This window comes from Streptomyces sp. NPDC054841, from assembly GCF_053611045.1.
Genome location: NZ_JBSGZO010000255.1, coordinates 1 through 12211, shown reverse-complemented (window position 1 = coordinate 12211; position 12211 = coordinate 1). Strand labels below are relative to the sequence as shown.

Genomic DNA, 12211 nt, shown 5'->3' with positions numbered 1-12211 from the left:
GGCCATTCCCCCCCCCCCCGCCCCCCACCGGGGCCCGTAACCCGTGGGGCCCACAACGCCGGCCCCCCCCGGGGCGGCCGCCCTTCCGGCAGGCAAGGACCTTGCGATATCCGGGACAACATCGACTGCGGTTGAGGATGTGAGTTGGGACTTCTGGTCGGATCCGGTGGTCCCTGAGACCGTCCCGCGCACCGACGCTGTGACGGAGCCGGAGCAGACGGTCAGTGTCGCGGAGCTGGAAAAGGTGACGGCTGCGACGGGTTTGAAGACTACCGCCGTCACTGGGCCGACCCCGGAACCCATAGCGATACCTGCCCCGAATGCTGCTCCCGAGCTGTCGTCTTTTGTCGACAAGCCGACAGCGATACCCGTAACGGACAACCCCTCACATGCCACGGACTGTGCCAGGCAGCCGACACCGCACCCAGCCCCGCGGGCCGCCGAGGCAACGGAGCCGGAACATGCCGCGCCGGTGGTGGCGACCTCAGAACCTGCGCCGAACCCCGCTCAGCCTGCATCCGAACTGCCGGGCACTATCGACGTATCCATAATGGCAGCGTCGGCGATCGGCGAGCTCTCACGTGCCGCGAGCATTGCGGAGGAAGCAGACGATCTGGACGACGAGGACCCCTACTTCGGGGGACGCGCGGTGTCCCTCGCAGAGCCTCCAGACATCCAGTTCCTGGACGACTGACGACGAAGGGCCCGACCCCGGTCGGTGGAGATGCCGCTGCACCAGCCGAAGTCGGGCCCGCTCAGTGGGCCGTCTGGCGGTTACTCCCCCGCGCTCAGTCCGATCGGCAGCAGAAAACGCTCAGCCCGAAGAGCCCTGTCCCCGGCAACGGAAGAGGGGGATCCAGGGCCCTCTTCAGGCAGAGCCTGCTTCAGCTTCTCCTGCGCGGTCCGGTTGCGTGTCATCTCTTTGGCCATCGCTGTGGGGTCAAGGCTCTGACCAGACGGGCGGGGCCCCCTCGTCTCCCGCAGGAACACCCGTGCGGGCCCACCGTCCTTCCCTGCCACCACCGCTTCCAACACCACAAATCTGCTGCCCGGGGGGAACACCACTTCCCCGTATTCGCCCTCGCCGGTCAGCACGGCTGTACGGCGGCCAGTCACAGACCAGATGAGATACTGGACGCTGCTGTCCAGGGGGAGTTCGGTACCTGCGAGGGCACTGACCGGTGCTGGTTCGTGCAGGACCGTCCCCGGACGGTAGAGCGCCAAAGCGCCCGTCGGCAACTGCGCGCCACAGGTCACCGCACCCGGGTAGCTGGGCAATCTACGCAGACCTGAGAGCAGGCAGGCCGCATAGGGCTCGGCCGACTCCCCGGCCCGGCGGAGATTCGTGGCGAGTTCACTGCGCGACATCAGGGTGCCCGTGTCGATGCTGTCCAGCAGCACGGCCACCAGATCCGTCTTGGTGTCGTCGCTGTCACCCGCCCGCAGCCCGGGAGACTGGGCGACAAGGGCCTCGACCCGCCCTGAGTAATTGTCGAAGAGACTGCCCAAGGCTTCCCGGAAGCGGCGACGCTCGTCCGGGCCAGCAGGAGTGCCGAGCGCATCCTCTGCCGAGATCAGCGTATAGCCCGCCGTACCCGACGCGGTCTCGGGCCTGGTGAGGCAGGTGAGGCGGTCCTGCTCCCGTTCGTCGAACGCCTCAGTGGTGATTTCGCCATCGGTGGTCGCAGAGGTAGAGCCCAGCTCGGCGAGCGTCATCTGGGCGTCTGGGCTCTCCTCGGACGACCCGACGGGCCCCGTCTCGACGGGCAGGTCCGCTGGCGACAGGAGCGGCGAGGGGTCCTCGTCCCGCGCGGGCTCTTGGGCATCCAGAGCCGGAGGACGACCGGATCCCCGGTCGAGCTGTGGCAACAGTTCGACCGGGGGCCGCTCGCCCTTCTCTGGATTAAGCTGATCACCGCTCAGCGCCGAGACCGTGCGGACAACGCGAGGCGGGGCAGCGAACGCACCCAGCAGGGCCGCCGTATCGCGTCGGGCAGGAAGGGGCTTCGGCCTGGGCTCGACCTGACCGTTGTTTCCGGCGGCTGGTTCGGTATCCGCCGAGGTTGCCAGTGAAGGCGCGGGGGATGCCGGCGTTGCTGGCTCGGATGCCGGTGCGGGTGCGGCACTGACGCTGTCAACGGCCAATGTTCCTGCGGAGTCAGTGACGATGCGTGCGGCTGTAGCTGACGTTGCGTCAAGGGTCCCGCGAACGAGAATCAGGGGTTCATGGATGCCGTTCAGCATGCGGGCCACGGATTCCCAGATCTCGGCATGGACTGGCAGGCCAGCCTCCCCCACGATCACGGTGGGACGGTCCGGATCGAGCAGCGCGGAGCGGGCCCATGGATCGTCCGGAGTCCCGGCCGGCCTGCACCACAGTCCGCTGGGGACCACCTCGGTGATCCAGCCCCGGCCCAGCTCGAACAGGGCAGGTGCGATCCTGGCCGACTGGGCTGGCACCCGCCGGGCATAGGGCACGATGTCAGCTCCAGCACCGTCCGGCAACGGCAGGGCCCGGAGTTCGGTGAACCACGATTCCCAGGACAGCCGCCCGTCCCGGCCGACCGCACGTACAGCCGGTCCATCGGGGCTGTCGATCGTCAGGCCGAAGCGAAGCCGTACGGGGGTGCCGATAAGGGCTGCGGTACCGGCGGCGAATTGGGCGGCTTCGTCAGGAGCACTCCAGGGAGCAGCAAGGATCGGAGGTGCCGGCAGCGGGGGCAGAGCACGGACGAAGGCCGCGAGCCGATCTGGGTCCGGAGCGGGCCCTGCAGGGCTACCGACCAGTACGGTCGGGCACTCGGGGTCGGGGATGGCCTGCAGGACGGCGGTCGGCCACGGGCCGTCAGGGGCTGCGAACCATAGGCCCGCAGGGATGGCAACCGAGCCTGACGGGGCCGCTCCGGGGCGTAGTGCCTGCCGCCACCGCGGTGCAGGCAGGATCGTGCCCAGCGGCCGGGATCGCCCTCCTGGGGACAGCGCCCACCAGCCGAAGGTAGGGCAGCCTGAGCGGACTTCCGGAGCGGCCTTGCGCGGCGCGACGATCAGCCGCCCGCCGTGTCCGAAGGAGACCAGGCCGTCGGGGGCCAGCACCTCGAGCTTGAGCGCCTCGACGGCGACCTGAGCGGGCGTCCGGCCGTCGGGCAGCGGGGCGGCGAGATCAGATGCGGCAAGCACCACTGTGGTAGCGCCCCGCTGCTGGGCATGGGCGCGGATCTCTGGCAAAGCGCCCCACAGGCCGTTTCCAGCGGCTGTCACGATAACTGCGGGGGTGCCAGGAGGGAGCGAGAGTTGTCCGACGGCCTCCGCGAGCCGGTCCACGGGGTGCGCGGGGTCCGTGACCAGCAGGTGGGCGCCAACCACCTGGACGGTGGCCGCTCCGCTGGTCCTGGTGATCACCGGGCTCGTCGGGCTGGCGGGAGTCTGTTGCCGTTCGGCCGCGCTCTCGCCCGCCGGGTTCGGCTCTCCTGAGGGTTTCGACCTCTCGGAGCGCCTCCGACCGCCGCGTCCGTACCGGTCGGCCGATTTGGGAGCGGACTGTTGACGTGTCATGCCGTGCAGCTCACAACTGTCTGGGCAGAGCCGAGGTGGACATACATCCTGACGGCACCACGCCAGTCCACGCCACGGTTGTGCAGTCGTACGACGCTGGTGCCGCACTTGGCTGGGTGTATCGTCGCGTCGGTCCAACGCCCTCGGTAGGCAATGCAGTCGGCGGTGAACATCGACGCCTTACCGGAATTGATGCTGCTGCGTCCTGTGCAGTAAGCCGGAGCACCACCCTCGGTCGCACTACCACCGGGTATATGGCCGCGTGCCGTTCCACCCAACTCCTGAAACGAGGCGCAGACACTGTGCGGACCGCTTGCGGAGCGGCGTCCCGCCACAGGCTCGGCGGGACCCGGCGGCTCCACCGGCTGCTCGATAGCAGCTGTTTCGTCACTGAGCAGGTCGAGCCCGTGAGGAAGCCCGGCCCGCGGCAGGACCAGGCTCCCTTCATCCGGTTGGGACGCTCCCCGTTCCGCGCTCAGCTCGCTCATCGGTCTTCTCCTCGGTCCGGTGGGCTGCGGGTCACAAGCCGCTGGCAGCCACTCGATTCCCCGTCACTGGACGTTACGCACCGGACGGCGCCGGGGTTCGCCGGGGTTTCGCCACGCCCTGGGTTGCTCGCCTGTTGACATTACGTATACCGGCCAATGAGTCCCACTGAAGCCCTCTTCTTGCCGGAGGTGTGGCTCGGAGGCAGCCGGGGCCCGTAACCGGAACCGGTCTCGTCGGTCGGCTGCAGGCAGCGCAAGGTCGTTGGCTACCAGCAACGGCCCCGCGGATCCGATTGTGTCGGCGACGCTTGAATCGCGGTTCTGGATCACTTTCCGGATGCGGGTCTGTCCAATCAACGGCTGATCTTGGTTGTTGAGGGTCAGTGGCTGGTGGGGGTGAGTCGGCCTTCGAAGGCGATCTGGAAGGCGTTCAGCGGGGCCTTCCAGCGCATCGTCCAGCGGCGCCGGCCCTTGCCAGTCGGGGCCAGGCTCATCAGCGCCATGTAGACGCACTTCAACGCGGCGTTCTCCGAAGGGAAGTGGCCGCGGGCCCGGACGGCTTTGCGGATGCGGGCGTTCACGCTCTCGATCGCATTCGTCGAGCAAATGACCTTGCGGATCTCGACGTCGAAGGAGAGGAAGGGCACCATCTCGGCCCAGGCATCGGACCAGAGGACATCGCATAGTGCTCCTCTTCGCGGCGTTTCTGAGGACACCTTGCTGGTCACGCATCCGTTCCATCCGCTGTCGGGGCGCCGGTTGCGAGTGTGCCGCATGGTGCGTCGCTCCAGCGGTCTGGTGTTCATCTGCACCGCCGGTGACGGTGTGACGGTGACGCTTCCGCAGGGGTGGACAGACCGCGGCCCCGCTCCGGGCGAGCACCGGCTTGCGACCGCCGGGCTCGGTGCGCTGTCTGCGCTGGTAGATGCCCTCATGAGCCGTGGCGTCGAGCCGGGAGACGGAGGATCGTCGTGAAGGGCGCCCTCCTATTTGCGGCCTTGGGTGCCCGAGCATCGGTGACGGGCGGTGACTGTGGTGGAGGACTGGAGCCGGACCGCCGCGCTGCTGGTGGCGAACATGGTCGAGTCGTGCTTGCGCGGGGAGGCGGGTGTCGATGAGCGGGCTGCAGAAGATCACCTCCTCGCACCGGTCGAGGCTGGCGCTGATCTATGTGCGGCAGTCGACCCTGCTGCAGGTGCGGGAGAACACCGAGTCGACCGCCCGCCAGTACGGGCTGGCCGACCGGGCGAGGGAGTTGGGCTGGGCAGAGTCCGACGTCGGCGTCGTCGACGCCGACCTGGGCGCCTCGGGCCGGTTCTCCGGGCTGCGGGCCGGATTCCAGCAACTGGTGGCCCGGGTCTGCCTCGGCGAGGTCGGCGCGGTCTTCGGACTGGAGGTCTCCCGGCTGGCCCGCTCCTCGGCCGAGTTCGGCCGGCTGCTGGAGTTCGCGCGCCTGACCGACACCCTCCTGATCGACGCCGACGGCGTCTATGACCTGGGCGATTTCAACGACCGCCTCGTCCTCGGTTTGAAGTCCACGATGAGCGAGGCCGAGCTGCACATCCTGGCAGGACGCCTGCACGGCGCCCGCAAGGCCGCCGCCGAACGCGGTGACCTGAGGCTTCCGCTGCCCGTCGGCATGGTCTATGCCGACGACGGCACCATCACTGTGGACCCCGACGAAGAGGTACGGACGGCGGTCGCGGACGTCTTCACCCTGTTCGACCAGCACGGCTCCGCCCTGGGGGTGGTCCGCGCGTTCGCCGGACGCCGCTTCCCGCGCCGCGACACCGGGGTGTGGGATGGCCGGCTGGGCTGGGGACGCCTCACCCACGGCCGGGCCGCCGCCGTGCTGAAGAACCCGGTCTATGCCGGGGCATACGCCTTCGGCCGATCAACCAGCACCCGCAAGGTGCGGCCCGATGGCACCGTGGTCACCTCGGTAAACCGCCGCCCTCGCGATCAGTGGGCCGTACTGATCCCCAACCACCACGAGGGCTATATCTCCTGGCAGCGCTTTCTGCAGATCGAAGCGAAGCTGGCCGCCAACCGCACCCGGACCAAGGCAAGGCCGCCGCGCGAGGGGGTGCCGGTGTGTCAGGGCATCATCTTCTGCGGCTCGTGCGGCTTCCCGATGAACACCCGATACCGGCGTGCGGACGGCACCGCGGACTATGTGTGCACCCGCGCCCGCAGCGACGCGCTCCAGACCCCCGGATGCCACTCGATCGCCGCCGCGGCGGTCGACCCGCAGGTGGTCGATCTGCTGCTGGCCGCCCTGACTCCCGAGCAGGTGCACCTCGCCCTGGCCGCGGCCGATGAGGTCCACCACCGCCACCGGCGCTCGCACCGGGCCGCCGAACTCGCCGTGGAACGCGCCCGATATGAGGCGGAGCGGGCCGAGCGCGCCTTCAGCCAGGTCGAACCGGAAAATCGCCTGGTGGCCCGCTCGCTGGAGAGCCGCTGGGAGGCAAAACTCGCCGCGCTGGCCCAGGCCGAGACCGCGCTGGCCGACCTGATCGCTGCCGAGCCGGCCCTGCCCGAGGCCGCGCGGCTGCGTGAGCTCGCCCGTGACCTGCCGGCCCTGTGGCAGGCGCCGACCACCACGGCCAAGGACCGCAAGCGCCTGCTACGGACACTGATCGCGGACGTGACCGTGCGGCATGTCGATGACGCCCGTGCTCACATCGGGGTGCACTGGCATACCGGCGCCGTCGACGAGATCACCTGCGACCGCCGTACCAACCGCAACCCCACCCGAGCCGTCGAGATCGTCCGCGAGCTGCTGGCTGTCCGCAGCGACGCCGAGATCGCCGAACACCTCAACAGCCTCGGATTCAAGACCGGCAACTGCCGCCCCTTCACGGTGAACTCGATTCGACACATCCGGGCCCAGCACGCGATCGGCTCCAGGCGCAACAACCCCACCGAACACGGGGAGATCACCGTGCCGCAAGCCGCCCGGATCCTCGGCATCCACGAAGCCGCGATCTACCCCTGGATCCGCAGCGGCGAGATGGCCGCCCGCCAGGCACGACACCGCCGCTGGTGCATCGCCTGGGACAGCGAAATCGAGGCGTACTGGAAACAGCGCGTAGCCACCTCCTCCCACCTCAAGCGGCGAGCGGACACCAACTACGAGACAGGACAGGCAGTATGAAGCCGACTTCCCACAGCTTGATCACGGCCGGATACTTGGTGCCCCACTTCTCGGAGAACTCCAGGAACCGCTCGGTCGCCGCGGCCTCGCTCGGCGCGGTATAGACGGGCCGAAGGTCACGCGCGACCTTGTCCCAGTCCTGGCGGGCGACGTAACGGATGCTGTTGCGGATCAAGTGGACGATGCAGACTCCCCCTGTCAACCTTCCCGGCTCTGGGGTGTGTTGGCGTGTAGCTCGGCCTGTATCTGGTTGAGGGCATGGCGAAGAGCCGCGGGATGACTCCTTGATCACCTCGCGGTTGCTTCAGCGGCGGTGAAAGGTGTTCAGGCCGTCAGGTCGGCCTCCGGACGGGTGTTGAAGTGGAACTCGGGGTCGTAGAGGGTGTGGTCCTGCCAGCAGCGCCAGAGGACGCGGACCCAGCGGGCGCCCAGACCGCGGATGGCCCGGTTGTGAGGCTGGCGGCGGGCCCTGGCCTGCTCGTATGCCTCGCGCACCCAGGGGACCTCGCGGGCCATGTTGAAGACCCACCAGTCCACCGCGTGACGCATCCGCTTGTTGGCCGCGTAGCGGAAGCGGACCTGCCGGGTGCGGCCGGAGGAGCGGGTGACGGGGGCGACGCCGGTCTCGGCCATGAGCGCGGCCGGGGTGGGGAACCGCTCGCGGTCCTCGCCCATCTCGGCCAGCAGAGTGGCCGCGCAGGAGCGTCCCATGCAGGGGAAGCTGAGGAAGATCGGCGCGTCTGGGTGGGCGGCCAGGAGCTCATCGACTCGTTTGTTGAGGATGCGGATGTGGTCGTTGAGCAGGGCGAGTTGCTCGGCGAACAGGACAGCGGTCAGCTGCTTGCCGGAGGTTGTGCCCGGTGCGGCGGTCAGCAGGTGTGTACGCAGCCGTTCCACCAGTACTTCGGGGCGGGTGCGGCCGGAGTAGCCGTGGCGGCCGATGAACGCCTTCATCCGCGCAGGTCCGACGTGACGGGCCTGTTCGGGGGCCGGGTAGTCCTGCAGGAACGCGAGGCTGATGTCGCGGTCGAGGGAGGAGAACAGGTGCAGCACGGCCGGGTGGTAGGACTCGAGGATGGCCCGCAGCTGATTCTCCAGGTCGCGCTGGTTCCAGACGACGCGTTCGCGGTCGCGGATGACGGCCCGCAGCTCGGCCAGCTTCGGTGAGGCGACCGGCAGCGGCCGCCAGTGCCGGTACTCGTGGCGGAGGCTGTCGGCCAGGACGAACGCGTCGAAGGCATCGTCCTTCTTCGGGGCCATCCGGTAGCGTTCCCGCGCTCGCGCGGAGATCTTCGGAGAGACGCAGTAGAGGATGTGACCTGCGGCTTGAAGACGTTCGACCAGCAGGCCCTCGCCTCGCTCGATGGCGATCCCGGTCAGTGGTGCGTGACTGCGCAGGTGCCGGTCCAGACGCTCCAGGCCGTCAGCGGTGTGCGCGTAGCGCCCTTGGTGCACGACCTGGCCGGCCGCGTCTACGAGGCAGAGCTGCTGATGGATGTTGCCCCAGTCGAGGCCGGCGAACACGCCCTCTGAATTCGGGTGGTTGGTGGGTAACGAGTGGTCCATGAGTTCCGTCCTGTCGGTCCTGGTCACCGACCGGGCGGCCCCGCTGGAACCTCATCTCGGCGCTCGAAGCGCAACTCCCGCTGGCCAGTTCGCGGCCCGCCTCCAGCGGGAGGGACAGGTCTGCATGGGGGCCTCGAAGGCAACGCGTCTGCACAGGTCCTCTCCCGCTGGCACGGTGACCGGCGGGGGATTCCCGCCACCAAGGAGTGTGCATGGATGAGGTCTGCACGATCGTTCGGGGCCAGACCGTCTCCACCGCATCCGGCAGTCCCTTCAGGCCATCGCAGACGAGCATGAGGACGTCCTCGACACCGCGGTTGCGGAGCTCGGTGAAGACCTGGAGCCAGTGCTTGGCGCCCTCACCGCCGTCCCCGGCCCAGATCCCCAGGATGTCGCGGGTTCCCTCGACGGTGACGGCCATGGCGATGTAGATCGGCCTGTTGGCGACCTGGCCGTCGCGGATCTTCACGTTGATGGCGTCCACGAAGACGACGGGGTAGACGCGGTCGAGCGGACGTGACTGCCATTCGGCCATGCCCTCCATCACCTTGTCCGTGATCGTGGTGATGGTCTGCTTCGACACGTTCGCCCCGTACACCTCGGCCAGATGAGCCGATATCTCTCCGTGCGTCAGGCCCTTCGCGGACAGCGACAGCACCATCTCGTCCACGCCGGTCAGACGGCTCTACCGTCTTGATCGGGTTGATCGAGCCATTCGTAGGGTTGGGTCGCCCAGGGGTGCTGGGTGTGGCTGTCAGGCGGCTGCCGTCTCGTGGCTTGCAACGCTTCGCCGCCCGGCACCCCACGACGACTCGGCCGCCGATTAGGAAGTGCGAACAAGTCGCTGAGTAGAGCAATGCCGGCGAAGTCGTCCGTGGTACGAACAACACGAACACGCGCGTCAGGAGCAAGATGAGCCGGATATGGGCGGGGATCGACAGCGGCAAGGGCCACCATCACGGCCTCGCGTTGGATGCCGACGGCAAGACCCTGCTGTCGCGGCGGGTCGCCAACGACGAGCCCGAGCTGTTGAAGCTGATCGGTGACGTCCTGGCCCTGGCCGACGGCCGTCAGGTGACCTGGGCCATCGACATGACTGGAGGAGAACCCGCGCTGCTGCTGGCGCTGCTGATCAACCATGGCCAGGAGGTCCTCTACATCCCCGGCCGCCTCGTGAACCGGGCATCCGACGGCTACCGCGGCGAGGGCAAGACCGACGCCCGTGACGCCTACGTCATCGCCGACCAGGCCAGGATGCGCCGCGACCTGCGGCCCATTCGCCCCGGTGACGAAGCCGCCGTCGAACTGCGGCTGCTGACCGGACGCCGCACCGACCTGGTCGAGGACCGCACCCGCGCGGTGAACCGCCTCCGCGGCACCCTGCTGGGCATGTTCCCGGCCCTGGAACGGACCCTGGACCTGACCAACACCGGCCCACTCAAGCTGCTGACGGGCTACCAGACCCCGGCCGCGATCCGCCGCGCCGGGGTCACACGGCTGACCAAGTGGCTGGCCAACCGCAAGGTCCGAAGCGCAAGATCCCTGGCCGAAGCAGCCGTCGAGGCCGCTGAACGCCAGCACACCTCTGTTCCCGGGGAGAAGACCATTGCGAAACTGGTCCACACCCTGGCCGAGGAGGTGATGACCCTCAACGAGCAGATCTCCGAGATGGACAAGCTCATCGAGGGCCGGTTTCGCGAGCACGAACTCGCCGACATAGTCCAGAGCGTCCCCGGCATCGGCGCGGTCCTCGGCGCCGAGTTCCTCGCCGCCGTCGGCGGCAGCCTGGACGACTTCGACTCCCCGGACGCCCTCGCGGCCTTCGCCGGCGTCGCCCCCGCACCCCGCGACTCGGGCAAGGTCAGCGGCAACCTCCACCGGCCGAACAACTACCACCGAAGACTCCAGCGCGTCTTCTACACCTCCGCACTCGTCAGCGTCCGCTACGACCCGAACTCGCGGAAGTTCTACGACCGCAAACGCGCCGAAGGGAAGAAGCACGTCCAAGCCGTACTCGCCCTCGCCCGCCGACGCGTCAACGTCATCTGGGCCCTGATCCGCGACCGACGGTGCTACGAAGTCGCACCGCCAGTCACTACGGCCGTTTGACAACAGCATTAGGAAGCGCTGCCGCTTGCCGACGATCTGCGGCTCGAAGGTGCCGGCGGTGTCGCGGGGCACCTTCACCTCGACCGGGCCGACATCGGTCAGCACGGTCTTCGAACGGGTGCCGTTACGGCTGTTGCCGCTGTTCCTGCCCGCCGCGTCGTGCTTGTCATAGCCGACGTGATCGGTGATCTCGCCCTCCAGGGCGGACTCCAGCACCCGCTTCGTCAGCTGCTGCAGCAGCCCGCCCTCCCCGGTCAGCTGGAGCCCGTCGGAGCGGGCACGGTCGACCAGCATCCCGATCAACTGCTCGTCCGACACCGCCTCTGCGGCCAGCTCGACGACCGACTCCTCCACGGCCTCGTGCTCGGTGATGGTCTCGCTCATCAGGCGTCTCCTTGATCATCGGATCCGCCGTCTATTGGACACTCCCGTCCCACGCGGGAAAGTCGGCCGGCATGGAGCGTCACTTGATCCCGTTGTCCGTGACATAGCGGATCGCATCCAACATCTGCCAGTGACAGTAGCCCTCGGGCTGTCCACCCCGGCCCTCCAGCCACGCCGGGACGGGCAGCGCGTCGCGCACCACCGCCCACTCCTCATCCGTCATGTCCGACGGGTACCTGCGCATCCTATTCGGACGGTCGGCCGCGTTCCCGAACCGATGCGCGAGGCAATCACACGATAGGGCAGACGAGTTGAACGTGAACGACGAAACCGCATAGAACTGCGACAACAGGGCCTCCCCAGGCTCACGAGTTGGCTTCGCAACCCTCGTGCTGCACCGGAGGCCCTGTCTTCATGCACGTCACGGCCAAGTTCACCCGCCCCCACTCCCGTTTTCGATCACATCGCGCTCGTGATCGATAGAGATACGGCTTCTGAAAGTGATCCAGAACCACTTTTCAGCCGTCGACAACACGATTGCTGGCGCGGATCGGCCCGCTGATATTGGAGGTTGAGTCAGGAGTGATGGGCGCCGTGGGGTGATGCAGGACTTCACCGCGGACACCCTGAACGCCATGTGGTGCGAGGACATCACTCACATAGCCGTCGGAGCCTCGTGGCTCCACCTCGACACGGTGATCGACATCTGCTCGAGGCGGGTCGTGGGCTGGTCAATCGCCGACCACATGCGCACCCAGCTCGTCACCGACGCGATCGAGATGGCCGTGGCCGCCTGCGGCAGCCAGGTTCACGGGGTCGTCTTCCATACGGACAGAGGTGCGCAACTCAGGCTGAAAGAGCTGGTGCCAGAGCTCGGCCCACGATCGGTCAACGTTGGCGCTCTTTGCGGTGGCGTCGATGTCGTGCCCTGCCCTTATGCTCTCCTCGCCGC

General features: G+C 68.1%; 7 protein-coding genes and 5 pseudogenes. 5 read left to right on the top strand and 7 right to left on the bottom strand.

The window, feature by feature from the left end; translation table 11 throughout:
* The first annotated feature begins 550 nt into the window (after nucleotides 1-550).
* Nucleotides 551-694: a hypothetical protein gene (locus tag ACWGI8_RS27990; protein WP_453665000.1), complete on the top strand. Its 144-nt coding sequence runs from the start codon at nucleotides 551-553 to the stop codon at nucleotides 692-694.
* Nucleotides 695-774: 80 nt separating this feature from the next.
* Here ACWGI8_RS27990 and ACWGI8_RS27985 read toward each other — a convergent pair whose 3' ends face one another.
* Both ACWGI8_RS27985 and ACWGI8_RS27980 read right to left on the bottom strand, forming a co-directional pair.
* A complete protein-coding gene (locus ACWGI8_RS27985; RefSeq protein ID WP_453664998.1) occupies nucleotides 775-3321 on the bottom strand; it encodes a hypothetical protein in 2547 nt (848 codons plus the stop codon).
* 1099 nt (nucleotides 3322-4420) lie between these two features.
* Nucleotides 4421-4714: pseudogene (locus ACWGI8_RS27980) on the bottom strand (transposase); the annotation flags it as partial.
* On the opposite strand from ACWGI8_RS27980, the gene ACWGI8_RS27975 reads away from it, so the two are divergent.
* Complete coding sequence (locus ACWGI8_RS27975) at nucleotides 4608-5015, top strand: DUF5372 family protein (protein WP_453664996.1); 408 nt, start codon at nucleotides 4608-4610, stop codon at nucleotides 5013-5015. The pseudogene ACWGI8_RS27980 and the gene ACWGI8_RS27975 sit on opposite strands and share 107 nt — an antisense overlap.
* 139 nt (nucleotides 5016-5154) lie before the next feature.
* On the top strand, nucleotides 5155-7200 hold the full coding sequence (locus tag ACWGI8_RS27970) for a recombinase family protein (protein ID WP_453664995.1): 2046 nt from the start codon (nucleotides 5155-5157) through the stop codon (nucleotides 7198-7200).
* Between the two features lie 7 nt (nucleotides 7201-7207).
* On the opposite strand, the pseudogene ACWGI8_RS27965 reads toward ACWGI8_RS27970, so the two are convergent.
* From ACWGI8_RS27965 to ACWGI8_RS27955, 3 genes and pseudogenes are all read right to left on the bottom strand, one after another.
* Nucleotides 7208-7387 (bottom strand): annotated as a pseudogene (locus ACWGI8_RS27965) (transposase); the annotation flags it as partial.
* A gap of 137 nt (nucleotides 7388-7524) precedes the next feature.
* The gene (locus ACWGI8_RS27960; protein ID WP_453664994.1) at nucleotides 7525-8766 is read right to left on the bottom strand and encodes an IS110 family transposase; all 1242 of its coding nucleotides are present in this window, start codon (nucleotides 8764-8766) and stop codon (nucleotides 7525-7527) included.
* Nucleotides 8767-8974: 208 nt separating this feature from the next.
* A pseudogene (locus ACWGI8_RS27955) lies at nucleotides 8975-9448 on the bottom strand (IS256 family transposase); the annotation flags it as partial.
* A 230-nt stretch (nucleotides 9449-9678) separates the two neighbouring features.
* Between ACWGI8_RS27955 and ACWGI8_RS27950 the strand changes: the two are divergent.
* Entirely contained in the window at nucleotides 9679-10875 is a 1197-nt protein-coding gene (locus ACWGI8_RS27950) for an IS110 family transposase (protein ID WP_453664992.1), read from the top strand.
* A 9-nt stretch (nucleotides 10876-10884) separates the two neighbouring features.
* Here ACWGI8_RS27950 and ACWGI8_RS27945 read toward each other — a convergent pair.
* Nucleotides 10885-11169, bottom strand: a pseudogene (locus ACWGI8_RS27945) (transposase); the annotation flags it as partial.
* Nucleotides 11170-11338: 169 nt separating this feature from the next.
* Complete coding sequence (locus ACWGI8_RS27940; RefSeq protein WP_453664990.1) at nucleotides 11339-11482, bottom strand: transposase; 144 nt, start codon at nucleotides 11480-11482, stop codon at nucleotides 11339-11341.
* 376 nt (nucleotides 11483-11858) lie between these two features.
* Here ACWGI8_RS27940 and ACWGI8_RS27935 point away from each other — a divergent pair.
* A pseudogene (locus tag ACWGI8_RS27935) lies at nucleotides 11859-12104 on the top strand (DDE-type integrase/transposase/recombinase); the annotation flags it as partial.
* Nucleotides 12105-12211: the final 107 nt, after the last annotated feature.

What these genes read in the sequence shown, in the direction of transcription:
- ACWGI8_RS27990 (WP_453665000.1), top strand. Translation starts at nt 551, where the DNA reads ATGGCAGCGTCGGCGATCGGCGAGCTCTCACGTGCCGCGAGCATTGCG.
- ACWGI8_RS27975 (WP_453664996.1), top strand. Translation starts at nt 4,608, where the DNA reads ATGCGGGCGTTCACGCTCTCGATCGCATTCGTCGAGCAAATGACCTTG.
- ACWGI8_RS27970 (WP_453664995.1), top strand. Translation starts at nt 5,155, where the DNA reads ATGAGCGGGCTGCAGAAGATCACCTCCTCGCACCGGTCGAGGCTGGCG.
- ACWGI8_RS27960 (WP_453664994.1), bottom strand. Translation starts at nt 8,766, where the DNA reads ATGGACCACTCGTTACCCACCAACCACCCGAATTCAGAGGGCGTGTTC.
- ACWGI8_RS27950 (WP_453664992.1), top strand. Translation starts at nt 9,679, where the DNA reads ATGAGCCGGATATGGGCGGGGATCGACAGCGGCAAGGGCCACCATCAC.
- ACWGI8_RS27940 (WP_453664990.1), bottom strand. Translation starts at nt 11,482, where the DNA reads ATGACGGATGAGGAGTGGGCGGTGGTGCGCGACGCGCTGCCCGTCCCG.